29 protein-coding genes and 2 pseudogenes are annotated in these 24,561 nt (G+C 64.9%); 10 read left to right on the forward strand and 21 right to left on the reverse strand.

Annotated features, from left to right (window positions below):
• Positions 1-67: 67 nt before the first annotated feature.
• Positions 68-220, forward strand: coding sequence for a hypothetical protein (locus AC1ROB_RS03830; RefSeq protein ID WP_492973634.1), 153 nt, complete (start codon positions 68-70; stop codon positions 218-220).
• Here the strand turns inward: AC1ROB_RS03830 and AC1ROB_RS03835 are convergent.
• A complete protein-coding gene (locus tag AC1ROB_RS03835; RefSeq protein WP_492973633.1) occupies positions 217-1,098 on the reverse strand; it encodes an EamA family transporter in 882 nt (293 codons plus the stop codon). The genes AC1ROB_RS03830 and AC1ROB_RS03835 overlap by 4 nt on opposite strands.
• Before the next feature lie 211 nt (positions 1,099-1,309).
• Here AC1ROB_RS03835 and AC1ROB_RS03840 point away from each other — a divergent pair, with 211 nt between their 5' ends.
• Positions 1,310-2,473 (forward strand): aminotransferase class V-fold PLP-dependent enzyme, encoded by a 1,164-nt coding sequence (locus AC1ROB_RS03840; RefSeq protein ID WP_492973632.1) that lies wholly within the window; start codon positions 1,310-1,312, stop codon positions 2,471-2,473.
• A 107-nt stretch (positions 2,474-2,580) separates the two neighbouring features.
• Here the strand turns inward: AC1ROB_RS03840 and AC1ROB_RS03845 are convergent, their stop codons facing one another.
• From AC1ROB_RS03845 to fabA, 8 genes are all read right to left on the reverse strand, one after another.
• On the reverse strand, positions 2,581-3,480 hold the full coding sequence (locus AC1ROB_RS03845) for an MBL fold metallo-hydrolase (RefSeq protein ID WP_492973631.1): 900 nt from the start codon (positions 3,478-3,480) through the stop codon (positions 2,581-2,583).
• Between the two features lie 114 nt (positions 3,481-3,594).
• Positions 3,595-4,227: a glutathione S-transferase family protein gene (locus AC1ROB_RS03850; RefSeq protein ID WP_492973630.1), complete on the reverse strand. Its 633-nt coding sequence runs from the start codon at positions 4,225-4,227 to the stop codon at positions 3,595-3,597.
• 59 nt (positions 4,228-4,286) lie between these two features.
• Positions 4,287-4,814 (reverse strand): PAS domain-containing protein, encoded by a 528-nt coding sequence (locus tag AC1ROB_RS03855; RefSeq protein ID WP_492973629.1) that lies wholly within the window; start codon positions 4,812-4,814, stop codon positions 4,287-4,289.
• A 40-nt stretch (positions 4,815-4,854) separates the two neighbouring features.
• Positions 4,855-5,427, reverse strand: a complete 573-nt coding sequence (locus tag AC1ROB_RS03860; RefSeq protein ID WP_492973628.1) for a PAS domain-containing protein — start codon at positions 5,425-5,427, stop codon at positions 4,855-4,857.
• A 71-nt stretch (positions 5,428-5,498) separates the two neighbouring features.
• Positions 5,499-6,023: a PAS domain-containing protein gene (locus AC1ROB_RS03865; protein WP_492973627.1), complete on the reverse strand. Its 525-nt coding sequence runs from the start codon at positions 6,021-6,023 to the stop codon at positions 5,499-5,501.
• An 80-nt stretch (positions 6,024-6,103) separates the two neighbouring features.
• A complete protein-coding gene (locus tag AC1ROB_RS03870) occupies positions 6,104-6,925 on the reverse strand; it encodes an enoyl-ACP reductase FabI (RefSeq protein WP_492973626.1) in 822 nt (273 codons plus the stop codon).
• A 39-nt stretch (positions 6,926-6,964) separates the two neighbouring features.
• A complete protein-coding gene (gene fabB / locus AC1ROB_RS03875; protein ID WP_492973625.1) occupies positions 6,965-8,200 on the reverse strand; it encodes a beta-ketoacyl-ACP synthase I in 1,236 nt (411 codons plus the stop codon).
• A 111-nt stretch (positions 8,201-8,311) separates the two neighbouring features.
• A complete protein-coding gene (fabA, locus tag AC1ROB_RS03880) occupies positions 8,312-8,851 on the reverse strand; it encodes a bifunctional 3-hydroxydecanoyl-ACP dehydratase/trans-2-decenoyl-ACP isomerase (RefSeq protein WP_493031391.1) in 540 nt (179 codons plus the stop codon).
• A gap of 302 nt (positions 8,852-9,153) precedes the next feature.
• On the opposite strand from fabA, the gene irrA reads away from it, so the two are divergent.
• From irrA to AC1ROB_RS03910, 6 genes are all read left to right on the forward strand, one after another.
• Complete coding sequence (gene irrA, locus AC1ROB_RS03885; RefSeq protein ID WP_492973623.1) at positions 9,154-9,573, forward strand: iron response transcriptional regulator IrrA; 420 nt, start codon at positions 9,154-9,156, stop codon at positions 9,571-9,573.
• A 204-nt stretch (positions 9,574-9,777) separates the two neighbouring features.
• Positions 9,778-10,197, forward strand: coding sequence for a rubrerythrin family protein (locus tag AC1ROB_RS03890; protein WP_492973622.1), 420 nt, complete (start codon positions 9,778-9,780; stop codon positions 10,195-10,197).
• Positions 10,198-10,298: 101 nt separating this feature from the next.
• Positions 10,299-11,663, forward strand: coding sequence for a (Fe-S)-binding protein (locus AC1ROB_RS03895; protein ID WP_492973621.1), 1,365 nt, complete (start codon positions 10,299-10,301; stop codon positions 11,661-11,663).
• Complete coding sequence (locus AC1ROB_RS03900) at positions 11,663-12,250, forward strand: DUF3501 family protein (protein WP_492973620.1); 588 nt, start codon at positions 11,663-11,665, stop codon at positions 12,248-12,250. Before AC1ROB_RS03895 ends, AC1ROB_RS03900 begins: the two co-directional genes overlap by 1 nt.
• A gap of 82 nt (positions 12,251-12,332) precedes the next feature.
• Positions 12,333-12,755, forward strand: a complete 423-nt coding sequence (locus tag AC1ROB_RS03905) for a hypothetical protein (protein ID WP_492973619.1) — start codon at positions 12,333-12,335, stop codon at positions 12,753-12,755.
• 77 nt (positions 12,756-12,832) lie between these two features.
• Entirely contained in the window at positions 12,833-13,264 is a 432-nt protein-coding gene (locus tag AC1ROB_RS03910) for a VOC family protein (RefSeq protein ID WP_492973618.1), read from the forward strand.
• Positions 13,265-13,267: 3 nt separating this feature from the next.
• Here the strand turns inward: AC1ROB_RS03910 and AC1ROB_RS03915 are convergent, their stop codons facing one another.
• From AC1ROB_RS03915 to AC1ROB_RS03940, 6 genes and pseudogenes are all read right to left on the reverse strand, one after another.
• Positions 13,268-15,922, reverse strand: coding sequence for an ATP-binding protein (locus AC1ROB_RS03915; protein WP_492973617.1), 2,655 nt, complete (start codon positions 15,920-15,922; stop codon positions 13,268-13,270).
• Positions 15,903-16,244, reverse strand: coding sequence for a winged helix-turn-helix domain-containing protein (locus AC1ROB_RS03920; RefSeq protein WP_492973654.1), 342 nt, complete (start codon positions 16,242-16,244; stop codon positions 15,903-15,905). The genes AC1ROB_RS03915 and AC1ROB_RS03920 overlap by 20 nt, the downstream gene beginning before the upstream one ends.
• Positions 16,241-16,331: pseudogene (locus AC1ROB_RS03925) on the reverse strand (DNA-binding response regulator); the annotation flags it as partial. The gene AC1ROB_RS03920 and the pseudogene AC1ROB_RS03925, both read right to left, overlap by 4 nt.
• Positions 16,320-16,664, reverse strand: a pseudogene (locus AC1ROB_RS03930) (response regulator); the annotation flags it as partial. The pseudogenes AC1ROB_RS03925 and AC1ROB_RS03930, both read right to left, overlap by 12 nt.
• 93 nt (positions 16,665-16,757) lie before the next feature.
• Positions 16,758-17,282 (reverse strand): hypothetical protein, encoded by a 525-nt coding sequence (locus AC1ROB_RS03935; protein ID WP_492973616.1) that lies wholly within the window; start codon positions 17,280-17,282, stop codon positions 16,758-16,760.
• A 13-nt stretch (positions 17,283-17,295) separates the two neighbouring features.
• Positions 17,296-18,303: a hypothetical protein gene (locus AC1ROB_RS03940; RefSeq protein ID WP_492973615.1), complete on the reverse strand. Its 1,008-nt coding sequence runs from the start codon at positions 18,301-18,303 to the stop codon at positions 17,296-17,298.
• A gap of 213 nt (positions 18,304-18,516) precedes the next feature.
• On the opposite strand from AC1ROB_RS03940, the gene AC1ROB_RS03945 reads away from it, so the two are divergent.
• Positions 18,517-19,125 carry a pyridoxamine 5'-phosphate oxidase family protein gene (locus AC1ROB_RS03945; protein ID WP_492973614.1) on the forward strand — a complete coding sequence of 203 codons (609 nt, stop codon included), beginning with the start codon at positions 18,517-18,519 and terminating at the stop codon, positions 19,123-19,125.
• A gap of 11 nt (positions 19,126-19,136) precedes the next feature.
• The gene (locus tag AC1ROB_RS03950; protein WP_492973613.1) at positions 19,137-19,781 is read left to right on the forward strand and encodes a glutathione S-transferase family protein; all 645 of its coding nucleotides are present in this window, start codon (positions 19,137-19,139) and stop codon (positions 19,779-19,781) included.
• On the opposite strand, the gene AC1ROB_RS03955 is transcribed toward AC1ROB_RS03950, so the two are convergent.
• The 6 genes from AC1ROB_RS03955 to cobA all read right to left on the reverse strand — a co-directional run bounded on the left by AC1ROB_RS03955 (position 19,778) and on the right by cobA (position 24,518).
• Positions 19,778-20,305 carry a group III truncated hemoglobin gene (locus AC1ROB_RS03955; protein ID WP_492973612.1) on the reverse strand — a complete coding sequence of 176 codons (528 nt, stop codon included), beginning with the start codon at positions 20,303-20,305 and terminating at the stop codon, positions 19,778-19,780. The two genes, AC1ROB_RS03950 and AC1ROB_RS03955, sit on opposite strands and share 4 nt — an antisense overlap.
• A 67-nt stretch (positions 20,306-20,372) precedes the next feature.
• The gene (locus AC1ROB_RS03960; RefSeq protein WP_492973611.1) at positions 20,373-20,924 is read right to left on the reverse strand and encodes an SH3 domain-containing protein; all 552 of its coding nucleotides are present in this window, start codon (positions 20,922-20,924) and stop codon (positions 20,373-20,375) included.
• Positions 20,925-21,065: 141 nt separating this feature from the next.
• On the reverse strand, positions 21,066-21,872 hold the full coding sequence (locus AC1ROB_RS03965) for a GAF domain-containing protein (RefSeq protein WP_492973610.1): 807 nt from the start codon (positions 21,870-21,872) through the stop codon (positions 21,066-21,068).
• Entirely contained in the window at positions 21,869-22,342 is a 474-nt protein-coding gene (locus AC1ROB_RS03970; RefSeq protein WP_492973609.1) for a PAS domain-containing protein, read from the reverse strand. Before AC1ROB_RS03970 ends, AC1ROB_RS03965 begins: the two co-directional genes overlap by 4 nt.
• A gap of 62 nt (positions 22,343-22,404) precedes the next feature.
• Positions 22,405-23,715, reverse strand: a complete 1,311-nt coding sequence (locus AC1ROB_RS03975; RefSeq protein WP_492973608.1) for a cobyrinic acid a,c-diamide synthase CobB — start codon at positions 23,713-23,715, stop codon at positions 22,405-22,407.
• A complete protein-coding gene (gene cobA / locus AC1ROB_RS03980) occupies positions 23,697-24,518 on the reverse strand; it encodes a uroporphyrinogen-III C-methyltransferase (RefSeq protein ID WP_492973653.1) in 822 nt (273 codons plus the stop codon). Before cobA ends, AC1ROB_RS03975 begins: the two co-directional genes overlap by 19 nt.
• Positions 24,519-24,561 lie beyond the last annotated feature (43 nt).

Here is a 24,561-nt window from a genome sequence, read left to right on the forward strand (position 1 = left end):
TAAACTGCCCACTCTCCGTCGCGTGAAACATGATTCAACACGCGATTCGCCTGAGGGGGATAAAGACATGCCGGCCCGTATTCGGCACCTGCGCACAATTCTCGCTTCGATCAATGAACAGCTGCAGCAGGATGGTCTGCGTCCCGACGCCCGCGCCTATCTGGAGCGGACCGCCGATGCCTGTCGCACGGCGATCCGCGATCTCGCGATAAAGCTCTAGGCGGTTTTCGCTGCCGGCAGCAGCCGCTTCAGCAGGCCGGCATTCACCATCAGACCGAACAGGATCAGCGCTGCGCCGCCGAGCTTGACGGCGGATGGCGTCTCGTCCAGCACGAGGCCTGCGCTGATCAGGCCGAAGACCGGCACCAGCAGGGTGAACGGCGCCACGATGCTGGCCTTGTACTGCCGCAGCAGGAAGCTCCAGGCGGCGAAACAGGCGGTGGTCGACAGCAGCCCGATATAGAGCACGGCCATGATGCCGCGCCCATCGAGCGAGGCGATGGCCGTCGTGATAGCGGCCTCGCCCTCGAAGACCCATGACAGGCCGAGCATCGGCAGCGGCGGCACGGCGCTGACCCAGACCATGAAAGCCAGCGGCTGTGGTGCCGCGGCCCGGCGTGTCAGGATATTGGCCAGGCCCCAGCAGGCGGCGGCGGCGATAATCATGCCGAAGGCGATCAGCGACGCCCCCACGCCCATATCAAGACCGATCACGGCAAGACCTGCCGCGGCAATCATCATGCCGCTCCATTGCATGATGCCAGGCCGTTCCTGCAGAAGCAGCGCGGCAAACACCACGCTGAACAGCGCCTGCGCCTGCATCACCACCGAAGCGAGGCCGGCCGGCATGCCATGGGCCATGGCGACGAACAGCAGGCTGAATTTCATGACGCCCAGCACCAGGCCGGTGCCCAGCACCCAGCGCCACGGCACGCCGGGGCTGCGGAACAGCAGCAGGAAGGGCAGGCTGGCGACGGCGAAGCGCAGGCCGTTGAACAGCAGTGGCGGGAAGGCGTCGAGGCCGAGCCGGATGACGACGAAGTTGAAGCCCCAGATCGCGGCGATCAGGACGGCGAGCGCAATATGCGGAACGGACATGGTTATGCCACCGGGGGAAGCGGACCTTGTTTTGCCGGCACTCTGCCGCCGGCGGTACAGCCGCGCCAGCGGAATATTGTCGGGGTGCATTCGCGGCCGCGAGAATTGTCAGCGACTTAGGCCAGGGGTGTATTGTCGGGCGGCAATTTGTCGCTCGACAGGCAAGCCCCGGGCTGGCTAGTCAGGCTTACGACTTCAATGGATGGATGCCATGACCGACCAGTCTCCGACCCAGGCCCTGCTGCCGAGCCAGCGCGCGCTGTTCGATATTCCCGCTGATGTCGCCTATCTCAACAGTGCCTATATGGGCCCGCTGCCGAAAAGCGTGGCGGCGGCCGGTGAGGCCGGCATGCGTGCCAAGCTGAATCCCTGGACCATCAGCCCGGTGGATTTCTTCACCGAATCCGAAGCGGTGCGCGGCCTGTTCGCGCAACTGGTCAACGCCAATGCCAGTGACATCGCGATCGTGCCGTCGGTGTCCTATGGCATGGCGGTGGCGGCCAATATCCTGCCGCTGAAAGCCGGGCAGACCATCGTGACGCTGGCCGAGCAGTTCCCCTCCAACATCTATCCCTGGATGGAACTGGCCAAGAAGACCGGCGCGCAGTTCGTCAATATCCCGCGTCCTTCGGATGACGACTGGACGGCGCTGGTGCTGGAACAGATCGACAGTCGCACCGGCATCGTCGCCCTGCCGCATTGTCACTGGACCGATGGCGGCCTGCTTGATCTGGTTTCCATCGGCGCCGCCTGCCGCAAAGTGGGCGCCGCGCTGTGCATCGATGCCACGCAGTCGATGGGGGTGATGCCTTTCGACGTGGCCACGATCCAGCCCGATATCCTGGTTGCCGGCGGCTATAAATGGATGCTGGGGCCGTATTCGTTCGGCTATCTCTATGTGGCACCGCGCTGGCAGTCGGGCCCACCGATTGAGCATAACTGGATCGCACGCAAGGATTCGGAAAACTTCGCCGGCCTGGTCGATTACAAGGCCGAGTTCCAGCCGGGTGCACGACGCTTCGATGTCGGCGAACGCAGCAACTTCGCCCTGACTCCGGCGGCGAAAGCCTCGCTCGAACTGCTGCTCGGCTGGGGCACGGCGCGCATCTACGCGACGCTGAAATCACGCAACGACAGGGTGGCCGAACGGGCGCGCGCCGAGCTGGGTCTCGACACCGTGCGCGCCGACCGCCGTGCCGGGCATTATCTCGGTCTGCGTTTCGGTGATGCCGTGCCGGCGAATCTGCCGGCGAAACTGGCGGCGGAAAAGGTGTTTGTCAGCGTGCGCGGCAAGGCCATGCGCGTCACGCCCCACGTCTACAACACCGAAGACGATATCGAGCGTTTGTTCCGCGTGCTGAAGGCGGCGCTGTAGGTCCTCATCCCATCCGTCATGCCACGCTTGCGTGGCATCCACGATTTATCCTGTTGCCAAGTCGTGGATGCCACCGCTGGGCGTTGGCATGACAGTTGTCTGTAAGGCTACGTGCCGCGGCCCCAGAGGCCGCAATAGCGCCGTGCCACGAAGGGCAGGTTGTTGGCATAGCCCGGCCAGCTTTCGTATTTCGGCAGCTTGAATTCCTTCTCCGCCGTGTCCCAGCATTTGCCGTCCTGGGCGAGGATTTTCATTTCGGCCGAGGCATCCTGCAGGAACTGCAGCTGCGCGCGCACATCGTCCTTGGTGCCGAGGCGGTCATTGGGGCCGGGATGGCCGGGGATCATGCGATCCCAGTCCATCGCCAGCACTTTCTTCATGAAGCCTTCGGTTTCCAGCGGATAGAAATCGATGATGCCGCGTCCCGGGACCGAACCGACCGGGATGGTGTCGACGATGAAGATGATCTTTTCCTTCGGCAGGCGCATCACCAGAGACGAGTCGGAATGGTTGAGACCGTGATAGGTCAGCTCCAGCTTGGTGCCGCCCAGCGTGATGGTGCGGCCCTTGTTGCCCACCACTTCATCGGGGATCACGGTATGCGGGTCCTTCAGCGGCACCAGGCGTTCCTTGGCGCGCTTGTGGGCGATGAAGATGGCACCGGCATCCTTCAGGGCCTTGCCGCCGGCAATATGGTCGTAATGGTGATGGCTGTAGATCACGTATTTGATCGGCTTGTCGGTGACCTTGCGGATCTCGTCCACATAGGCCTGGCCGCCGGTGGGCTTGCCATAGGCGACCGGATCGGTGGCGATCACGCCATCCCGGGTGACGATGAACATGGCCTGATGGCCGCCATTACGGAAGACATAGACATTATCGGTGCCCTCCACCTTGGTGGTGGCGATCGGCGGGCGCGCGGCCTGTTGGGCCGCAGCCGGCGCGACCGTGCAGACGGCGCCAGCCATTGCGGCCATGCCGATGGCGGCAGACAGAATCCGGTTCATGATTGTTTCCCCCATTTGAGATTCCCCGAGCAGACCCGTCAGGCCTGCCGTACCCCAGCATAGGCCAGAATGCCCGAGCCGGCCGGGCAACTTTCGGTGATCGGGCGGGGGTGACTAGGCCGCCGCCGTTTCGGCCGCGATGGCGCGCTGCACCGCCGGGCGCTGCAGCATGCGCTGGCGATGCGCGATGATCCGCGGCAGCTGCGCCACATCGACGCGATCGCCTTCCAGCCACTGGGCGAGCGTGAAGAGATAGGCATCGCAGATCGTATAGTCCACGCCCATAACCCAGGGGCCGGCCAGCATGCCGGTCTCGATCAGATGGAAGGCCTCGAACACGCTTTGCGGCACCTTGCGCTGCATCGCCGCGATCGACGCCGCGTCATCGGCCTCGACCCAGCGATAGCCGCGCATGCGATGGGCATGGGCCACATGCACGGTGGAGCACAGATAGCTGTTGAAGGCCTGCACCTGGCCGAAGGCGTAAGCGTCGTCGAGCGGCGCCAGCTTCGCGGCGGGATAAAGCTGCGCGATATAGGCCAGCATCGCCGGCGTTTCGGTCAGCACGCCGCGCTCGGTCACCAGTGCCGGGACGCGGCCCTTCGGGTTGATCGCCAGGTATTCCGGCTTGCGCTGGTCGGCGCTGGCAAAGCTCATCCGCGTCGTCGTGTAGGGGGCGCCGGCGTCTTCCAGCGCGATATGCGAGGCGAGCGCGCAGGTGTTGGCGACATAATAGAGATTGAGCATCGGGTCGTCCTCGCAGTTCAGACCGGGTAGTTCAGATCGGGCAGTTCAGACCGGGCAGTTCAGACCGGGTACCAGCGTTCTACATCGATACTGGATGTCAGCGGGCCATCGCCGTCGCCATCCCGGGTTTCCAGACTGGTGATGCCGAACAGATGCCGCAGCCGGCCGGCATCGTCGGCCAGCGGCAGGCCGAGCCGCTCCATGGCAATCGGCAGACTCCAGTTCTTGGTCAGGCTGCTGCCCTTCTGGTAGCAGATGGCGGGTGCCGTGATGACCTGCCGCAGGGTGCGGTTGATCAGGGGCAGCACCGTATCGGGGTAAATGTCTTCCATGGACAGTCCCTTCGGGCTGCTGCCATACCACTCGACCAGGCTCTGGCCGGCCAGATGGAAGCGGAAGCGGCCATCGTCACCGGCATCGACGATCCAGATGTCGCGCAGGGCCGCGGGAAACCGGATCGGATCGAGGTCGCGCAGCAGCGGCACGCGGCTGCCGGCGGCGGCATAGAGATCAAGCCAGTGTGCGGCCACCAGCCGGTGGCTCGGCAACATGATGTCTTCGATGAGGGCGGTCAGCGGCCGATTCACGCCGACAGTATATCGGCGACGTCAAAAGCCTGTACAGCGCTCAGCCGGCCGAGCGCATCGTGTCGTCGGCCTGGCCGCTGCGGCCGTCCTGCGGGATGCGGTAGCGGTGCTGGAAATCGGCCGAGACCAGGGCATAGCTCTGGCTGCGGTCGTAGCGGAACACGGTGGCGCTGATGATATGGCGCAGTGCGCCGTCGCGGTCGGCCAGCGGCAGGCTGATGCGCTGCAGCGCCACCGAGTAGTTCCACTGCGGCAGCATGCTGCTCAGACCATGCAGCACGGCCGCCGGCATCTCCACGATGGCATGCGCCATGTCGAGCAGGCGCTCGCGCGTCGGCGATTCAAGCAGCTCCGTCATGTCGCGGCCTTTGACATCCAGGCCGTAGAATTCATTCACGTTGCCGCCCGCCAGCCGGTAGCGGAAGACGTCGCCGCCGTCATGGTCGAGGATGCAGATATCGGGCAGGTAGCGGCCCAGCCGCAGCGGGTCGATGGCCTGCACGGCGGGAATCCGGCCGCCGGCGGCGTCATAAAGCTCCAGCCAGTGCTGCACCAGGGCGCGGTGCATCGGCAGGGTCATGTCAGTCAGCAGCGTATTGAAGTCGTGCGACATGGAACGCCCCTCGGGGTGGCATCCATTCTGCGGCGCGGCGGGCAGGGCTGACAACCGCTAATCGCGGCTATTCACCGGCTCGTGTCGAGCGGATACCAGTAATCTGCTTCCGGCGGTAGCGGACCGTCGCGTTCGCGGTTGAAGATCGAGTTGCCCAGGATGTGCCGCATACGGCCGGTGGCGGTGTCGCGCAAGGGGAAGGTCAGGCGTTCGAACGAGCGCGGCAGATGCCGGTCCGGCGTCTGGGTATGCACGCGCTGGAAGCCGGCGCAGGGCCGTTGCAGCACCTGCTGCGACTGGGGGATCAGCACCGCCACGGTGGCGGCAGGGAACAGGTCTTCGTAATACAGGCCTTTCGGGCTGCGGCCATACCACTGCACCAGGGTCTCGCCCATCAGGCGGAAACAGAAGCGGCCGTCATCGGTGGCATCGACGATCCAGGCATCGGCCAGCGCCCGGGGAAAATGCAGCGGGTCGATTTCGGCCAGGGTGGGGATGTCGCCCTTGCTGCGGTAAAGCGCGAGCCAGTGTTCGGCCACGGCACGATGGCCGGGCAGTTCCAGGTCGGTCAGGAGACTGTCGAGCGGGCGATCCATATGGGCTGCAAATGCAACGGTCCGGACAGCATAGCTGCCCGGACCGGATGTGTAACGCAGTATACGGCGGTAGCCGCGCTTCAGCTGTCCTGGCCGTTGCCGGCGAGGTCGGCGGGGTTGGGCATGCCGAGCGCATGGAAGCCGCTGTCGACATGGACGATCTCGCCGCTGACGCCCGAGCCGAGATCGCTGAGCAGGAAGAGCGCGGCGCCGCCCACTTCGTCCAGGCTGGCATTGCGGCGCAGCGGGCTGTGCTGGGCGGTGAACTTGAAGGTGGCGCGGGCCGAGCCGATGGCCGAGCCGGCGAGCGTACGCATCGGCCCGGGCGACACGGCGTTGACGCGGATATTCTGCGGGCCGAGATCGACGGCGAGATAGCGCACGCTGGCTTCCAGCGCCGCCTTGGCGACGCCCATCACGTTGTAATTCGGCATCACGCGGGTGCTGCCTTCATAGGTGAGGGTGATCAGTGAGCCGCCCTGGCTCATATAGGGCTGCGCCAGACGTGCCACTTCGGTGAAGGAATAGCACGAGATCAGCAGCGAGCGGCTGAAGTTGCCGCGCGTGGTGTTGAGGTAGCGGCCCTTCAGCTCTTCCTTGTCGGAATAGGCGATGGCATGCACCACGAAATCGATCTGGTTGCCGAAGGCGGTGCCGACCTTCTCGAAGGCCTGGCGCATCGAGGTCTCGTCCTCGACATCGCAGGGCACGATGGCTTTGGCATTGACGCTCTGGGCCAGCGGGCGCACGCGGCGCTCGAAGGCTTCGCCCTGGTAGGTGAAGGCAAGCTCCGCGCCATGCTTGTGCAGCATGTCGGCGATGCCCCAGGCGATGGAATGGTCGTTGGCGACCCCCATGATGAGGCCGCGTTTGCCGCTCATCAGTGCAGGCATGTCAGTCATGTTCGTTCCGGACTTTTTTGATTGGGGAAAGCTGGCAGGTCAGGCGGCGTAGCGCTGGAAGATCAGCGAGGCGTTGGTGCCGCCGAAGCCGAAGGAATTCGACATCACGCGGTTCAGCGTCACGTTGTCACGGCGCTCGCGCACGATGGGGAAGCCTTCGGCGCCAGGGTCGAGGTTTTCGATATTGGCCGAGGCGGCAATGAAGTTGTCGCGCATCATCAGGATCGAGTAGATCGACTCCTGCACGCCGGCGGCACCCAGCGAATGGCCGGTGAGCGACTTGGTCGAGCTGATCGGCGGCACCTTGTCGCCGAACACTTCGCGGATCGCGTTCAGCTCGGTGATGTCGCCGGCCGGTGTGGACGTGCCGTGGGTGTTGATGTAGTCGATCGGCGCGTTATGGCCATGGCCGCCGGCCTCGCTGAGCGCCTGCTGCATGCAGCGCACCGCGCCTTCGCCCGACGGCGCGACCATGTCGGCGCCATCCGAGGTGGCGCCATAGCCGACCAGTTCGGCATAGATCTTGGCGCCGCGCGCCTTGGCATGTTCCAGCTCCTCGACCACGAGGATGCCGCCGCCGCCGGCGATGACGAAACCGTCGCGGTCCTTGTCATAGGCGCGCGAGGCCTTTTCCGGCGTGGCGTTGAAGGAGGACGACATGGCCGGCATGGCGTCGAACAGGCAGCTCAGGGTCCAGTCCAGTTCCTCGCCGCCGCCGGCAAACACGATATCCTGCTTGCCGAGCTGAATCAGTTCAGCGGCATTGCCGATGCAATGGGCCGAGGTCGAGCAGGCCGAGCTGATCGAGTAGTTGACGCCCTTGATCTTGAAGGCGGTGGAGAGCACGGCCGAGCAGGTGCTCGACATCGCGCGCGGCACCATGAAGGGGCCGATCTTTTTCGGGCCGCCTTTTTCGCGGGTGATATCGGCCGAGGCCACCAGGTTCCTGGTCGAGGCGCCGCCAGAGCCGACGATCAGGCCGGTGCGCGGGTTGATGATGTCATTGGCTTCCAGCCCGCTGTCGGCGATCGCCTGCTCCATCGCCAGATAGGCATAGGCGGCGCCGTCGCCCATGAAGCGCTTCTGGCGGCGGTCGATGGCGGCCTCCAGATCGATCTTCACGGTGCCATGCACGCGGCTGCGGAAATTCAGGCGGTCATAGTCTTCGGCAAACACGATGCCGGAGCGGCCGGCCTTCAGGCTGTCTGCGACTTCCTCGACATTATTGCCGATGGAAGAGGTGATGCCGAGACCGGTAACGACGACGCGACGCATGGCGTAAGGCTCCTGTTATGCGGCCGGGTTAGCGAATGCTGGCCGCAACGACAATGCTTTCACAAATATAGGGCCGTCGTGTGACGGCGCAGCCGGGTCAGACAGCGCGCATCAGGCAGCAGCCGGCGCCATGCCATCCGGAAACACGCCAACGCGCATGTCCTTGCATTCATAGGCCGGCTTGCCGTCGATGAACATCGTGCCGTCGGCGATGGCGATGCCGAACTTGCGCATCAGCACCCGCTTGATATCGATCTTGAAGGTGATCTTCTGGGCCGCCGGCGTGACCATGTCGGAGAATTTCACTTCGCCGACGCTGAGCGCGCGGCCGCGGCCCGGCGCCTTCATCCAGCCGAGGAAAAAGCCGACCAGCTGCCACATGGCATCGAGGCCGAGGCAGCCCGGCATGATCGGATCATTCTCGAAATGACAGGGGAAGAACCAGAGGTTCGGCTTGATGTCCAGCTCGGCTTCGATCTCGCCCTTGCCGTACTTGCCGCCATCGCTGACGATCTTGACGATCCGGTCGAGCATCAGCATGGGTGGCAGCGGCAGGCGGGCATTGCCCTCGCCGAACAGCTTGCCATGCGCGCAAGCCAGCAGATCCTCGTAGCTGTAACTGTTCTTCCGTTCCACGTTCTTTAGTTCCACTGGCGCGAAATCCTCAACCCGTCTGCTGCCAGGATGGCGCAGTCCCTCTGTGGCAAATGACCCTTAAGTGTCGGGTCTGCCATCGCCTTCCGGGCACAATGTAGTGATCCCCCGGCCAGCCGCAACAGTTTCGTTGCAACTTGTTACAATGACGCGATCCGGTCGCATCGACGGCCCGGGCGAAGTGGTTAACGCCGGCCGCCGCCGCAACAGACCCTGCCCGATCAACAGCTTGCGAGGGGAATGCAACAATACCGACAAATCGGTGGCCTCAGGGCCACTCCTGTTATATATGCAGACTTATGACCAAGGTGATCGATCCCCGCTTCAAGGCGGCCGCGGCGCGGCTGCAGGGTGCCGGACTGCGGACCACGCGGCAGCGCCTGGTGCTGGCCGAGATTCTGTTCGAGCGCGGCCATTGCCATGTCACCGCCGAAGGCCTGTTCACCGAGGCTGCCGAGCGTGGCGCCCGCCTGTCGCTGGCGACCGTTTACAACTGCCTGCACCAGTTCACTGCCGCCGGCCTGCTCCGCATGGTGACGGTGGATGCCGGCCGGGCCTATTTCGACACCAACCTGTCGCCGCACCATCACTTCTATTATGAGCGCTCGGGCGAGCTGCGTGACATCCCGGAAACCGAGATCGCCGTGGCCCGCCTGCCCGAGGCCCCCGAGGGCGCGAAAATCGCCCGCGTCGACGTGATCGTCCGCCTCGAAAGCTGAGGCCCGCGAAACGCTCCGTCTGCGAGCCATTCGCAACTTTTAGAATAATTCTAAAACGCCTTGACGGCCTGCGGTTGCGGTTCATAATCCGCTGATTCCGAATCTGCCGCGCTGTCCCCCATGGCAGCCGCATCAGATCGGGACGACCGCTGTGGGGCCCGTTCGGGGAACCCGCGGCTCAGGGGAATGCAAGGAGGACCAGCAATGCCCGCACTCAAAGGCTCCAAGACTCACGGCAATCTGAAAGACGCGTTCGCCGGCGAAAGCCAGGCCAACCGCCGCTATCTCTATTTCGCCCAGAAGGCCGACGTTGAAGGCTACAACGACGTTGCCGCCGTCTTCCGCTCGACCGCCGAAGGCGAGACCGGCCATGCCCATGGCCATCTCGAATTCATGGCCGAAGTCGGCGATCCGGCCACTGATCTGCCGATCGGCGAGACCTCGAACAACCTGAAGGCCGCCGTTGCCGGCGAGACCCACGAATACACCGACATGTATCCCGGCATGGCGAAGACCGCCCGCGAGGAAGGCTTCGACGAGATCGCCGAATGGTTCGAGACGCTGGCCAAGGCTGAAAAGAGCCATGCCGGCCGCTTCCAGAAGGCGCTCGACACGCTGGGCTGATTTCCCGGCCCTGGTGACGTAACGATCTGCGGAGCGCATCGCCCCAAGCTGGCGCTCCGCAGATGACCAGCACGTTAGACGCACCCATCCGGGGGACTACCATGCGCGAAGGCAGCCTTGAGGCGCCGGTCCGGCATCCGCTCGACTGGAACAATCCCGATTTCTACGACCTGGAAAAACTCGACGCCGAAATGCGGCGCGTGCTCGACATCTGTCATGGCTGTCGCCGCTGCTTCAATCTCTGCGACAGTTTTCCGCGCCTGTTCGATCTGGTCGATGCCTCGCCGACCGGCGAACTCGATGAAGTGAAGTCGGCGGACTTCAAGCCGATCGTGGATGCCTGCACGCTCTGCGACCTGTGCTACATGACCAAGTGCCCCTATGTGCCGCCGCATGAATTCCAACTCGATTTCCCGCATCTGATGCTGCGGTATCGCGCCGCCGAACGGCATCATGGGCACAAGGATGCGATTGGCGACCAGCTCTCGCAGACCGATCGCAACGGCAAGCTCGCCGGCCTGGTGGCGCCGATTGCCAACTGGGCCTCCGAACGCGGCAACGGGCTGACCCGTCCGGTGATGGAAGCCGTCACCGACATCCATCGTGATGCCGAGCTGCCGAAATTCCACTCGAAAACCCTGGTGGCGCGCGCCAAATCCGAGCCGGCGGCGGTGAACCGCGAGGCTCCCGCCTTTGGAAAACGCAAGGCGGCGATCTACGCCACCTGCTTCGGCAACTACAACAATCCCGATATCGGTGTCGCCGCGCAGAAGATTCTCGCCCATAACGGCGTCGACCTGCGGGTCGAATATCCCGGCTGCTGCGGCATGCCGCGGCTGGAGCAGGGCGACATTGCGGATGTGGCCAAGAAGGCCCGCGTGGTGGCGGAGGCGTTTTCGCCGCTGATCGACGAAGGCTACGACATCGTGGCGCTGGTGCCATCCTGCGCGCTGATGCTGAAATTCGAATGGCCGCTGATTCTGCCCGACGACGCGCTGGTGAAAAAACTGGCCCAGGCTACCTTCGACATTTCGGAATGCATCGTCGACATCGCCAAGAAGCATGGCCTGGCGCCGGGCCTGAAGCCGCTGGAAGGCGGCGTCACCCTGCATCTGGCCTGCCATGCCCGTGCCCAGAATATGGGTAACAAGGCGACCGAGATGATGAAGTTGATCCCGGAGATGAAGCAGGGCCAGGACCTGGCCGTGATCGAGCGCTGTGCCGGCCATGGCGGCTCATGGGGCGTGCGGAAAGAGTTCTTCGAGGTCGGCATGAAGGTGGGCAAGCCGGTCATGCGCACCGCGGTGAAAGAGAACAAGGCGCATATCGCGTCGGAATGCCCGCTCGCCGCCATCCATATCCGCCAGGGCATGGAGCGCGAGGGCAAGGATAAAGAAGGCTTCACCCTGCCGGCCAAGGCCGATCATCCGGTGGAGCTGTTTGCAAAGGCATATGGGTTGATCTGATGAACACCAAAACGACGATCACACGCGACGACATCCTGGCGATGCCGGACTTCGAGAAAGTCCGCAAGGACAAGCGTGCCGAGATCGTCGCCATCAAGAAGAACCGCCGGGTCGGCGTCGGCCCGTTTTGCACTTTCTATTTCGAGAATTACGCCACCATGTGGTGGCAGATTCACGAAATGCTGTTCATCGAGAAGGGCGGCGAGGAGCAGATCGCCGACGAGCTGCATGCCTATGCGCCGTTGATCCCCAAGGGTGCTGAACTGGTCTGCACCTTCATGATCGAGGTGGACGATCCGGTGCGCCGCCCGGTGCTGCTGGGCCAGCTCACCAATATCGACCAGATGGTGGTGCTGGAATTCGGCGGCCACAAGGTGAAGGCGGTCCCCGAGGACGATGCCGAGCGCAACCGCGAGGACGGCAAGACCTCGTCGGTGCATTTCCTGCGTTTCCCCTTCACCGCCGAACAGGTGGCGGGGTTCAAGGCGGCCGACCGCGTGCTGCTGGCCATCGAACATCCCGCTTACGGCCATATCGCCGTGATCCCGGAGCCGGTGCGCGCCAGCCTGGCGCAGGATTTCGCCTGAGCGGCTTCGACCATTGGGGGGTATTATACCGGTACGGCTGGTATAATATGGCCCGGTCGTCCACGGTCGCGCGAGATGGGTTATGACGCCCGAATCCTACGTTCTGCTCACCACCATCCTGCTGCTGTTCCCGCTGGGATACCTGTTCCTCGCCTGTCCGGCCTTCCTGCTGGTGCGCTTCACCATTCCCTCGGTGCCGCGGCTACTGCGCGCCATGTTCCGGGGCTATTTCTGGATGCTGCTGGTCACCAGCCCGCTGGCGCTACTGGCCTATGCGGTGGCGGGCAAGGCCTGGCCGGCGCTTGGCATGCTCCTGCTGGCCAGCTGCACGTTCTTTGCCCATCGCTGGTTCATGCGCCATTTCGACACGGCGCTGCAGGCCCGGGATGAAGGCGATGTGGCCGCGGTGACCCGGCTGCGCCGGCTGCATGTCGCGGGCATGCTGGTCAACGGCGTGGTGCTCAGCAGCGTGATCGCCGGGATTCCCTACATCACGGCAACCTGATCTTTGCCGTTTCGTCCGGAGCAAAAGGCCGTGTCGCGGGTTATCTGCGGCAGGGCATTCCGCTCCGGAGGAAACACATGCAGTTCCATCGTGGCCGACTGATCGATCACATCCAGCTGGTGGTCCGCGACCTGGCGGCAGCGCGCAAATTCTACGAGGCGGCCTTCGGCGCCCTGGGCCTGAAGATCGGGGGCGAGGGCCCAGGCTTCTTTTTCGTCGACGAGCTGTATGTCAGTACCGTCGAAGCCCATGCGGATTTCCATCTCACCGGCCGGGCGCATATCGCTTTCCAGGCCGCCGACGAGGCCATGGTCAAGCGCTTCCATGCCGCCGTGCTGGCTGCCGGCGGCCGCGACAATGGCGCGCCCGGTCCGCGCGACAAATACCATCCCGACTATTATGCCGCCTTCGCGCTTGATCCCGATGGCAACAATATCGAGGCGGTGTTCCACGGCCCGGCCACCCGTTCGGCCCCCAGCGTGGTGATCGCGGCGGATCTGCCGTCCTGATCGTTACGGGATACAGCGCGCCAGGCTGCGCGACCACAGATCGCGCAGGCCGGGCAGTCCATCCAGGATGCTGTTGCCGTTGCGCTGGCGCTGTTCCAGGGTGGCGGCCTCATGCGACACGGCTTCCAGTCCCACGGCACCGGCCATGCCGGCGAGCCGGTGCAGCAGTTCGGCACGCTGCATCGGTTGCGCCTCTGCGATTTCCTGCAGCAGATTTTCGCTGGCGTCGCGGAAGCGCCGCAGCGCCACGACCCAGCTGGCCCGCCCAATCTCGCCTGCGACGCGGAGTTGCAGCGCATAGTTGACCCTGCGCGGCGCGGTCTCGATGGCCTGCTGCAGGATGGCGTTCAGACTGTCCAGACCCAGCGGCTTTTGCAGGATATCGAAGACACCGACAGCAGTCAGACGCTGCCGCACGGTTTCGTCAACATGGGCGCTGAGCGCAATGATGGGCAGGTTGGCCTTGCGCTCGTCGCCCAGGTGACGGATGCGGCGCGCCAGTTCGAAGCCGTCGATTTCCGGCATTTGCAGGTCCAGCAGCACCAGGTCGAGGGCATCCTGCTCGACATGCCGGATCGCCTCGCCGCTGCCGCAGCTGCGCAGGATATGGCCTTCGCTGCGCAATAGGGCTGCGCCGGTTTCCCGGTTGAGCGCCAGATCGTCGACCAGCAGGATAAACTGGCTGGCCACCAGGCGATCGGCGGGCGCGGCGGAGACCAGCGGCAGGGTCAGGGTGAAGCAGCTGCCTTCACCTGGCGCGCTATCCACGATCAGGTCGCCGTCCATGGCCCGCGCCAGGTCGCGCGCGATGGATAACCCGAGGCCGCGGCTGCTGCCGCCCGCAGCCGCCGTCTGGCCAGCACCCTCGATGGCCGTCCCGCGCCGGTATGGGGCAAAGATGATGCCTTGTTCGGCGGCCGGAATGCCTGGTCCGCTGTCGTGCACGGCGATGGCCAGACGCGGCGCGGCCGGCGAGGGCAGCGCGCTGGCGGTGACCGTCACCTCGCCGCGCGGCGTGAATTTCACGGCATTCTCGACCAGGTTGAACAGGATCTGCTTCAGCCGCAGCTCATCGCCGATCACCGAATGCGGCAGGGCCGGGTCGATGTTGATGCGCAGCCGTAGCCGCTTCTCCTCGGCGCGCTCGCGTACCAGGTCGACGGCTTCCTGCACGCAGTCCTGCAATGCCACCGGCCGTTTCAGGATGGTCAGGTTGCCGCTGCTCAAGGAGGCGCGGTCGAGCAGGTCGGAGATCAGCGCCAGCAGGATCTTGCCGGCACGGCGGATGGCGGCGAGCCGCAGGCGCGCGGCTTCAGTCAGGCTGCGGTCATCAGGCATGGCAGCCGCACCGAGGATGGCATTCAGCGGCGTGCGCAGGTCGTGGCTGATCGCGGCGAGGAAATCCTGCTGCGCACGGCGCTGCGCCTGCGCTTCGATCTTTTCGGCCTGCAGCAGGCGGATGCGGGTGGCCAGTGCCTGGGCCGAGAACAGCACCTCCCAGCTTGCCGTGATGAAACCCACGAACAGAATCATCCCGGTGAAGGGCACGAAGCCGAAATAAGCGGCCAGTGTGTAGAAGGTGCCGGCGATATAGGTCAGCCAGCCGACCAGAAACCAGCGGGCGCCGGCGACGCGATGCCACATCGCCAGAAAGCCGGCCGGGAAGATCAGGCAATAGCTGACGACCGCGACGAGATACTGCCAGTCGGGTCCGCGTAGCCAGGCGCGCTGCAGGTCGGGCCAGGGATGCAGCACGATGATCGGCAGGATCAGGGCGAATCCGGCGATACCGCAGACCAGCAGCGCCGTGCTCAGGCGCGGCGCGAAATCCTGCACATCCAGCAACGCGCGCGTCAGCAGGGGTGCGATCGCCACCAGCGCCATCGACGATGCCTTGTAGAGCAGCCGCGTATGGTCGGTGAAACCGAACAGGTCGGCGAAGACGCCATAGAGATTGAGCCAGAAGACCAGCACCGTGGCGCAATGCAGGCCGTACCAGAGATAGGCCATGCGGCCGATGCCGGTGCCGATCACCATGGTGTAGATGCCGGTGGCGGCGATCAGGGCGACCGCCAGAGCGAGAACCGCCTGGTGCCGGATCGCCCAGACGGTCCAGGCGTCGCGGCTGAGGATATCGGCCACCAGCGATCCGAAACCCAGGGCGTTGACGCGCAGCAACACGATCCGGGCCTGACCCGGTGGAACCGTGACCTGGAAGCGTTGGCCGACGCCGATCTCGGCGCCGGTTTCGGGCAGGGCCGCGCGGGCGTCCAGCCGTCGCGCCACCGACAGCAGGGTGCCGGTATCATCGAGCACGACAAGTTGCGGCAGGTAGAGCGGATCGGTATCCATCCGCAGCATCCAGTCCGTCAATGTGCTCTGATTCACCAGCCGGACGGCCAGCCAGAGCGCCCTGTAATCCGGCCATGGCGCCGGCGCCGGCGCGGCCTGCGCGAAGGCGCGGCGCAGCAGTGCCGGATAGGCCGGATCGCTCTCGCCGGCGGGGTCACCGTCATAACGCGCCGCCTGCACCATCAGGTCGATCAGCGTGCCATCGCGCAGCGTCAGCGTGGGAATCTCCTGCGCCCGTGCCGGCGTCGCCGCCAGCAGCAGGAGCAGCGGCAGCGCGGCGAGGAGGTCAGTAAGTCGGCGCGGCAAACACATAGCCCTGGCCATGCACCGTCACGATCAGCCGGGGCGGTCGCGTATCGTCGCCCAGTTTTCGGCGCAGGCGCGAGATCAGCACGTCGATGCTTTCGGCCGACATGCTGCGCGCGCCGTCGCTGACCATAGCGATCAGATGGCTGCGCGGCGTGAGGCGTTTGGGCCGCTGCACCAGGCAGGCCAGAAGCTGGAATTCGCCGCCGGTCAGGCGCACCTCTTCGCCCTGCGGCGAGAGCAAGCGGCGGGTGGCGAGGTCGAACTGCCAGCCCTGGAAGCGGATCACGTCGCTGTCGTCGGGCCGTGTCCACAGCGCCATGCGTCGCAGCAGGCTTTTCACCCGCGCATGCACCTCGCGCAGGTTGAACGGCTTGGTGATGTAGTCGTCGGCACCGATCTCCAGACCGATCACGCGATCGGTGTCGTCGGCAAGCTGGCTGATCAGGATGATGCCGATGCTGCTCTGGACGCGTAAGGAGCGGGTGATATCCAGGCCGTTACGGCCGGGCATGCGGATATCCAGCAGGACGATATCGCAGGGCGCAGCGGCGATCTGCGCCTCGACATCGGCGCCACTGTCGGATTCCGCCACGTGATAGCCGGCCTGGCGGAAATAGCTGCAGAGCAGATGCCGCGTAACCGGATCGTCATCGACGATCAGCAGCCGGCCTTCGGTTTCGGGCGCGGCGCTAACGGTCTCTTCCGCCGCTGTGCCGCTGACTGTTTTGACTGGGTCCATCTTCCCGGGTCTGTGCTCTCTCAGAGCCTGTGCTCTCCGTGCCGCAAGCCTGACAGACTTCCCCGCGGTTGCAAGGTCTCTGGCAGCAGGCCGTCAGATGCAGCCGACGCCGGCGCTGTAGGTCTGGCCCGGCGGGCATGGACCGCTCGGCACCAGAGGGCCGCCGCCGAAGGTGCCACTGCCCGGAATGAAATCAGGGTTCGAGCCGAACTGCGCCATGAGAGTGAAAATCTCAGACGGATTGCCCGACTGCATTGCTGTGGTCATGAACTCTATCATCTTCTGGGTGAGGCTATTCATGGTCTGCATAAACGCGCTGAACCTCGCGGAATCGCCTGCGAAGGCCTGCAGGAACTCCAAGCTTGCCGGATCCAGCCCCGTACCATCCGGTGTCGTCCTTAGATTGTCCAGGGCGGACAATATGAAGACCATCTCTGTCTGGGTGGGCGGTGGAAAGTTTTCTAATCCCTGAGTATCGGCCGGCCTGCCGAAATAGGCGGTGTACAACTGCTGTAACTGCTCCATGCTGGTGGTGTTGTTCTGTGCATGGGCAGGCAGGGACAGGAGCGGCAGTGCCAGCGTGGCGAGCATGCATATCCGCTTGATCATCTTTATCATCGTTCAGCTCCGCTCAGAATCGTGCCGAAAGGCCGATCGACACGACGTGAGAGCTGTAGCTCTGGCGGTCGATGTTCGAATCGGTGTCCACATGGGTGTAACGGGCGAAAGCCGTCAGGTTCCGCACGACATCCTGCGACAATTGCCGGTAATAGCCGATCGAGCCGCCCCAGATGCGGTCCTCGCGCGTGATAGCGGTCTGCACCAGGTCGGGACCGGCGAAGTCGTAGTTGCCATAGCGCAGCGCGCCCTGAATGGAGTCGCGCTCGCTCAGTTTCCAGGTCAGGCTGGGCGAGGCCTCGACGAACCTGAAGGTCTGCGCAGCGATCTCGGCGTTGTTGCGGCCGAATGACAGGCTGAAGGCGGCATCCAGCGGCAGATTCTTGAAGCGGTAGCGCGGGGTGGCCGACAGGCTGAACATGTCGCTGTCCAGGCGCTCGGCCCTGTCGAAGGTGTAATGGGCCAGATCGACGCCGGTGGTCAGCGAAATCTGGGCGTTGAAGAGTCGTGTATAGCCAAAGCTCACATGCGGTCGCCAGTAATAGCCGTCATAATCGCCGGTGGCGAGCGCACGGGTGATGCCCGTGTTGAAGGACAATGAATTGTAGGAATCGATGCTGTGCACCATGCCGGCGTTCAGTGTGTTGGTCAGGAAGTTGAATTCGTCATGGTCGAGATAGTTGAGGGACTGCAGGTTGTACCCGAAATCGAGCATGCTTTTGGGACTGACCGAATATATCGCCTTGGCGCCCGCCGCAGTGACGGCGCGCTGGTCGGATACGCGGCGCGGTTTGAAGGTCGTGCTGTCGAGCACTGTGTTCGAGGCCAAGCCCGTCACATGCTCCAGCGTTTCCGAGGCATGGGGCAGCACGATCAGGTTGCCGACCATCATTGGGAAGTTCTTGGGCAGCGGCGGCAGCTTCGGGCTTTCCTGCGCCATGGCCAGGCCGGCAGGCAGCAGGATCAGCGCCGCAAGGCTGGCGCCGGTGAAGCCTGCACTCCAGGCAAAACGTGTTGTCACGGCATGTCCCCCACTGTCGGTCCGGGCGCCGCAGGCGGCGCTCAGACTGCAGTAGGGGCAGCCGGGAAAGGCCGCAATTTCAAATCGTTGCTTGTCCTGAACGGCATCTTTCCGGTATCTGAACGACTTCTGAACGTCGCCGGCATCCGCAGCCCTGGGCCGAGGATTGATCCGGCGGCATTGCACCGGCACGATGCCGGCTGGAGGTTCCCCATGTCCGTCCTTGAATCCGAAGCCGCCCTGCGCGACTGCTATGCCGAACCGAGCGACACCGTTCAGCGGAAAATCATTCCGCGCCTCGACAAGCATGCCAAAGCCTTCATTGCGCTGTCGCCCTTCCTGGCGTTGTCCACCAGCGGGCCGGACGGCGCCGACTGCTCGCCGCGCGGCGATGCCCCGGGCTTCGTGCATGTGGAGAATGACAGCACCCTGCTGCTGCCTGACCGGCGCGGCAACAACCTGATCGATTCCTTGCGCAACGTCGTGCAGCACCCCCATGTCGGCCTGCTGTTCCTGGTGCCGGGCATCAACGAGACGCTGCGCGTCAACGGCACGGCGAAAGTCATCACCGATCCGGCCCGGCTGGCGCCGATGACGGCGCAGGGCAAGGCGCCCTCCTCGGCGCTGGAGATCATGGTGCGCGAAGTCTTCTTCCATTGCGCCAAGGCGATGATGCGCTCCGATCTGTGGAACCCGGACAAGCATGTGCCGCGCAGCAGCTTCCCCAGTCTGGGCAAGGTGATCGCCGATCAGGTGGCGGGCGTCGATCTGGCCGTGGTCGAGGCCAGCATCGCCGATGGCTACAAGAACCGCCTCTATTGAGGGCGCGCGGGATGCCGGCCTATCGGCTGCACTATTTCCCGGAATCGGGCAACAGCTACAAGCTGGCCCTGATGCTGACGCTCTGCGGCCAGCGCTTCGAGCCGGTCTGGACCGATTTCGGCGGCGGTGTCACGCGCACGCCGGCCTGGCGCGAAGCCGTCAACCCGATGGGCGAAATCCCGGTGCTGGAGGCAGACGGCGTGCGCCTGACTCAGACGGCGCCGATCCTGCTCAAGCTGGCGGAGCAGTACGGAAAATTCGGCGGCACGACGGAGGCGGAAAAATTCGAAGTGCTGCGCTGGCTGTTCTGGGATAACCACAAGCTCACCGGCTACATGGCGACCTACCGGTTTCACCGCACCTTCACACCCAATCCCGATCCGCAGGTGCTGAAGTATTTCCGCCGGCGCCTCGACGATTTCCTCAGTATTCTTGAGCAGCATCTGCAGGGCACGGCCTTTGCCGCGGGCGCAGAGCCGACGGTGGCGGATTTTTCGATGATGGCCTATCTGCATTATCCGGCGGATGAAACCGGCTACGATTTCGCCGTCAGTCATCCGGCCATTCATGCCTGGCTGCAGCGGATCGCGGCTCTGCCCGGCTGGCAATCGGCTTACGATCTGCTGCCAGGCCAGCGCCTCACGCATTATGTCTAGGCCGGTTTGACCGGCTCGCTTTTCACCGGTTCACTTTTTACCGGTCCGAGCCAGTCGGGTTCCTGGCCGCGATGGAAGCGGATGCCCATCACAAAGGACTGGGCGATCTTTTCGGCGCGATTGACGAACAGCGCCGCGGCTTCGGGCGGACAGAGGCCGGAGACCGTGGCGCGGAACAGGTCGAGCCAGTGATTGAAATGCGGCTCGTCCAGCCGGGGCATGCCCTGCTCGCCGCGTTTGTAATCCAGCATCAGATGCGCCGCCATCGGCCGGCCCTCGTAGCGGCCGGTCATCAGCAGCACCGATGACCAGAAATCCACCATCTTGGCCAGATGATGATCCCAGCGATCCTGGATCGCACCGTTGAAAATCGGTCCGAGCAGGTCGTCGCTGCGGATGCGGTCGTAGAAGCCATGCACCACCGCCCGCACCATCGCCTCATCCACGCCGGCATGGGCACCGGGCGAAATGGCGGCGCGGCGCGCCTGGCGCTGGGCAAGAGTGGTATCGTCGTCGTGGCTCATGGCATTCAGGATAGGGCGGCAGGGCAGCCCCGATGCCGCGACGCGGTGTCGCAGGCCATCGCCAGGGTCAGTCGAAGGTTTCCTGAGGATAGAGACCCCAGAGGTGCTGGCGCGGAATCCAGCCACGCGTGCCGGCGATCTCCACTTGGCACCAGTTCAGGTCCGGGCATTTGCGCACGCGGGCCTGCACGCCGGGTTCGGCCGTCAGCAGCACGTCGGTGGCCGTGTCGGCCTTCTTGAACAACGAGCGCACGGTGCCGTCGACCACGGCGAAGCGCTTGCCCGAGGTCAGGTTCTTGTGCACCCAGGTCTCGGTGCCGTCATGGTCGCGGATGCGACGCCAGTATTCGTATTCCGCCACCACTTCCACCGGCAGGCCGCGGCGCTGGTACTGCCAGGCGATCGGGTAGCGTGCGCCAGGGCCGGTGCGGGCATTCACCTTGTCCGACGACAGGCTGACGAAGCGCGGCAGCGGCAGGCCGGAATCGAGGCCCTTGTCGGGCACGGGGGACGCGCTGGCCGCATTGGGCGCCGTCAGGGTCGCGGCCTCGGCGGCCAGGGCGGTGGATGCCGGGCCGGCCAGAATCAGACAGAGGGCAAGGGCGAATCGCGACAGCATGAAAGCGGTGACTAACGCAGAACCGGCAAAGGAAGGGTTAAAGCCCGGACCAAATTGGCGAATCGGGCCAGCACTGCGGATCGTAGCAGCGCCCGAGTCCCGCGCAATACTGTTTCGGTGACGGTCCGCAGGCCGCCAGATTCAGGCCGGCGGGGCCGCCGTGACGATGAAACCGTCGGGGTCGCGGTAAACCACCAGGCCGCTGGGCAGCGCCGGATGCGGCAGTGTCGTCTCCCCTGCACCGGAGGCCAGCATGGCAACCGGCGACCAGGACAGGCCCAGCGCAGCGGCGGCGGCATCGCCCTCCGACGGCCAGGCCGGGCAGAGCGCGGCGAAGGCATCGTTGAAGAAGGTCAGGCGGCCTTCCACATCTAGCAGGGCGACCGGGCCCGGCACCGCTAGCAGGGCGCTCTGGTGCCGCTCGACCGCCTGTCGGGCCTGGTCGACCTCGCCGCGCAGGGCGCGCAGCGTGATGGCGCCGAGTGCCATCTTGGCCAGGTTGGCCAGCCGCGCGCATTCGACCAGGCCGAAATCATGGCGCGGTCGCGGATCGAAGATGCAGACCGTGCCGATGGTATAGCCGCTGGGCAGCAGGATCGGCGCGCCGGCATAGAAGCGCACGAAGGGCGATCCGGTGACGGCGGGATTGTCGTGGAACCGCTCGTCCTCGCGGGCATCGGGAATGACGAAGACGTCAGACTGCAGAATGGCATGGCCGCAGAAGGAGGTAGCGCGGGGGCCTTCGGCCGTATCGAAGCCAATGCAGGCCTTGAACCATTGGCGGTTTGTATCCACCAGGGTGATCAGGCAGCTTTCGGTGCGGAACAGCGACTGCCCCAGATTGACGATGGCGTCGAAATCCGGCTCCGGCGGCGTATCGAGCAGCGGCAGCGCATGCAGTGCAGCCAGGCGATAGGTGTCGTTCTCGGGGATCGGAGCCTCGATCATGCGGCGGCCTTCTTCCAGTCGATGCCGGTCAGGTCATAGACGGCATGAACAATGCGCACATGCAGCCGCGTGTCGCTGAAGGGCAGCAGCAGCAGTTCGTAGTCGTAGGCGCGCGCCGCCGACACCAGGCGGCTGCGGCGCACTTCGGGTTGTCGGCTGGTGACAATGCGATGGAACGGCTGGCTGACCGCCGTGCGCATCACAGGCGAACGCAGGTCGCTGAAGCTGATGCCGGAGCGGAAATCGGACATAATGGCCGTCAGGTCGCTGCCGACATGCTTGCAGAGGGGCGGACCCACCTGCGGGAACATCACCACGACTGTCTGGCTGTCGGCATGTTCCACGCTGTCGATGCGGGCGAAGTCATTGTAAGTCGTCACCACCGGCATCAAATGACTGCCGCGATAGTGAATCCAGTCCTGGTGCAGCTGCCGCAGTTTCGGTGAAAGAATATCGATCCAGTTGATCATGCAATGCCAGAGAGAACGACCGGATCACAATTCTAGTCCACTCATCTATTCCGGCAAGTCGTTCATTCCCGGTCGATCAAATGCAGGTAGCTGCCGCAGACGCTGCCCTGCCGGCAGCCGGCGGGGCCGAGATCGGCGCCGACCGCATCCTGCAGGCTGAACAGCGCCTGTGCCGGATCGATGTCGTCGACCTGCACCGAATAGTGGAATTCATGGCCGCGGAAACGGCTGCCTTTCGGGCCGAGCGCGGTCTCGGCCAGGGTGACGATGCGGCGATAGCCCAGGCTGCGCCGGCGCTCGGCGAAGCTGGTCGCCACCGGCAGCAGCCCGGCCATGGCATGGCTGTGGCCGGTCGCATCGGTCAGGCTGCGGCCCAGCAGCATGAAGCCGCCGCATTCGCCATAGATCGCCACGCCGCGGCCCGCCGCATCGTGCAGGCCGCGCATCAGGGTCTGGTTCGCCGCCAGGGCACCGGCATGCAGTTCGGGATAGCCGCCGGGCAGGATGACGGCATCGGCTTGCGGCGACGGCGCCTGATCCTGCAGCGGCGCGAAGAAACTCAAATCCGCACCCTGGTCGCGCCAGCCCTGCAGCAGATGCGGATAGGCGAAGGCAAAGGCCTCGTCCTGCGCCACCGCCATATGCTGGCCGAGTGGTTGCAGCGGCCGCAGCTTCGCCGTGCCGTCAATGGCCAGCGGCTGCAGCAGGGTATCCAATGCCGCGCGGTCGAGATGCCGGTGCAGCCAGTCGGCGGCGCGGTCGAGAAAAAGATCCAGACCTTCATGCTCGCCGGCCTGCACCAGGCCCAGGTGGCGGCTCGGCAGGGCGAGTTCGGTTTCCGCTGGCAGGGCGGCCAGCACCGGGATGCCGCTTTGCTGCAGCGCCTCGCGCAGCAGGGCTTCATGACGGGGTGAGGCGACGCGGTTGAGAATGACGCCGGCGACTGCGACATCGCTGCGGAAACTGCGGAAGCCATGCACCAATGCTGCGGCCGACTGGCTCTGGCGCGCCGCATCCACCACCAGCATCACCGGCAGGCCGAGCCGCACGGCCAGATCGGCGGTCGAGCCTTCACCGCTGGCGGCGCCGTCGAACAGGCCCATCACGCCTTCGATCACCGCCACCTCGGCCTCTTCGGCGCCGGCGCGCAGCACGGCGGCAACGGTTTCCGCACGCATGGCATAAGGATCGAGATTGTAGCAGGGGCGGCTGGCGGCGGCGGCGCGATGGAAGGCGCCGTCGATGTAATCCGGTCCGGTCTTGAAGGCGGTGACGCTGCGGCCTTCGCGGCTCAGCAGGCGCAGCAGCGCCAGGGTCACGGTGGTTTTGCCGCTGCCCGACGCGGGCGCGGCGATTACGAGGCCGCTTGGCATGACGCGACGGGGGTTGGCATCGCCTGCAGGTCGCTGCTGCCGAAGACCTGATGCAGGTTGACCACCTCGCCGACCACGAGCAGTGCCGGCGGTTCGATCTGCGCGGTCTGTGCCTCGGCCACCACGCGGTCCAGCGTGGAGGTCAGCACGCGCATCTGCGGCAGGGTGGCATGGCTCACCAGGGCCGCCGGGCGGTCGGCGCTCAGACCCGCATGACGCAGCTTGGCCACCAGGATATCCAGATGCTTGATCGCCATGTAGATCACCAGCACCGGCGAGGCGCGCACCATGGCGGCCCAGTCGACGCTATCGGGCACTTCGCCGCTGGCGTTATGGCCGGTCAGGAAGGTGACGCAGGAGTTGGTGTCGCGATGCGTCAGCGGAATGCCGGCATAGGCCAGGCCGCCGATACCCGCCGAAATGCCGGGGATGACGCGGAAGCCGATGCCGGCCTCGCGCAACGCCAGGGCTTCCTCGGCGCCGCGGCCGAAAACGAAGGGATCGCCGCCTTTCAGCCGCAGCACGCGTTTGCCCTGGCGCGCCAGCTCGACCAGGCGGATGGAAATATCGCGCTGCTTCGGCGAGGGCTTGCCGCCGCGCTTGCCGGCGTATTCCAGCACCGCGGCCGGCCGGGCACAGCGCAGGATCGCTTCGCCGACCAGCGCGTCATAGACGACGACATCGGCCTGGTTCAGCGCATTCACCGCATGCAGCGTCAAAAGCCCCGGATCGCCGGGACCGGCGCCGGCAAGCCAGACCTGGCCGGGCGGAAAAACGGGCATGTCGAGAGCGGGCAAATGCATGGCGTGAGGGTACACCGCACGGTCGCCGGTGTATACTTCGCCT

Source organism: Ferrovibrio sp. GW821-FHT12F09 (assembly GCF_058806775.1).

Excerpts from the sequence above, each read along its gene's own strand:
- AC1ROB_RS03830 (WP_492973634.1), top strand. The coding sequence starts at position 68 with ATGCCGGCCCGTATTCGGCACCTGCGCACAATTCTCGCTTCGATCAAT.
- AC1ROB_RS03835 (WP_492973633.1), bottom strand. The coding sequence starts at position 1,098 with ATGTCCGTTCCGCATATTGCGCTCGCCGTCCTGATCGCCGCGATCTGG.
- AC1ROB_RS03840 (WP_492973632.1), top strand. The coding sequence starts at position 1,310 with ATGACCGACCAGTCTCCGACCCAGGCCCTGCTGCCGAGCCAGCGCGCG.
- AC1ROB_RS03845 (WP_492973631.1), bottom strand. The coding sequence starts at position 3,480 with ATGAACCGGATTCTGTCTGCCGCCATCGGCATGGCCGCAATGGCTGGC.
- AC1ROB_RS03850 (WP_492973630.1), bottom strand. The coding sequence starts at position 4,227 with ATGCTCAATCTCTATTATGTCGCCAACACCTGCGCGCTCGCCTCGCAT.
- AC1ROB_RS03860 (WP_492973628.1), bottom strand. The coding sequence starts at position 5,427 with ATGTCGCACGACTTCAATACGCTGCTGACTGACATGACCCTGCCGATG.
- AC1ROB_RS03865 (WP_492973627.1), bottom strand. The coding sequence starts at position 6,023 with ATGGATCGCCCGCTCGACAGTCTCCTGACCGACCTGGAACTGCCCGGC.
- AC1ROB_RS03870 (WP_492973626.1), bottom strand. The coding sequence starts at position 6,925 with ATGACTGACATGCCTGCACTGATGAGCGGCAAACGCGGCCTCATCATG.
- fabB (WP_492973625.1), bottom strand. The coding sequence starts at position 8,200 with ATGCGTCGCGTCGTCGTTACCGGTCTCGGCATCACCTCTTCCATCGGC.
- irrA (WP_492973623.1), top strand. The coding sequence starts at position 9,154 with ATGACCAAGGTGATCGATCCCCGCTTCAAGGCGGCCGCGGCGCGGCTG.
- AC1ROB_RS03890 (WP_492973622.1), top strand. The coding sequence starts at position 9,778 with ATGCCCGCACTCAAAGGCTCCAAGACTCACGGCAATCTGAAAGACGCG.
- AC1ROB_RS03895 (WP_492973621.1), top strand. The coding sequence starts at position 10,299 with ATGCGCGAAGGCAGCCTTGAGGCGCCGGTCCGGCATCCGCTCGACTGG.
- AC1ROB_RS03900 (WP_492973620.1), top strand. The coding sequence starts at position 11,663 with ATGAACACCAAAACGACGATCACACGCGACGACATCCTGGCGATGCCG.
- AC1ROB_RS03905 (WP_492973619.1), top strand. The coding sequence starts at position 12,333 with ATGACGCCCGAATCCTACGTTCTGCTCACCACCATCCTGCTGCTGTTC.
- AC1ROB_RS03910 (WP_492973618.1), top strand. The coding sequence starts at position 12,833 with ATGCAGTTCCATCGTGGCCGACTGATCGATCACATCCAGCTGGTGGTC.
- AC1ROB_RS03920 (WP_492973654.1), bottom strand. The coding sequence starts at position 16,244 with ATGGCGCTGTGGACACGGCCCGACGACAGCGACGTGATCCGCTTCCAG.
- AC1ROB_RS03935 (WP_492973616.1), bottom strand. The coding sequence starts at position 17,282 with ATGATAAAGATGATCAAGCGGATATGCATGCTCGCCACGCTGGCACTG.
- AC1ROB_RS03945 (WP_492973614.1), top strand. The coding sequence starts at position 18,517 with ATGTCCGTCCTTGAATCCGAAGCCGCCCTGCGCGACTGCTATGCCGAA.
- AC1ROB_RS03950 (WP_492973613.1), top strand. The coding sequence starts at position 19,137 with ATGCCGGCCTATCGGCTGCACTATTTCCCGGAATCGGGCAACAGCTAC.
- AC1ROB_RS03955 (WP_492973612.1), bottom strand. The coding sequence starts at position 20,305 with ATGAGCCACGACGACGATACCACTCTTGCCCAGCGCCAGGCGCGCCGC.
- AC1ROB_RS03960 (WP_492973611.1), bottom strand. The coding sequence starts at position 20,924 with ATGCTGTCGCGATTCGCCCTTGCCCTCTGTCTGATTCTGGCCGGCCCG.
- AC1ROB_RS03965 (WP_492973610.1), bottom strand. The coding sequence starts at position 21,872 with ATGATCGAGGCTCCGATCCCCGAGAACGACACCTATCGCCTGGCTGCA.
- AC1ROB_RS03970 (WP_492973609.1), bottom strand. The coding sequence starts at position 22,342 with ATGATCAACTGGATCGATATTCTTTCACCGAAACTGCGGCAGCTGCAC.
- AC1ROB_RS03975 (WP_492973608.1), bottom strand. The coding sequence starts at position 23,715 with ATGCCAAGCGGCCTCGTAATCGCCGCGCCCGCGTCGGGCAGCGGCAAA.
- cobA (WP_492973653.1), bottom strand. The coding sequence starts at position 24,518 with ATGCATTTGCCCGCTCTCGACATGCCCGTTTTTCCGCCCGGCCAGGTC.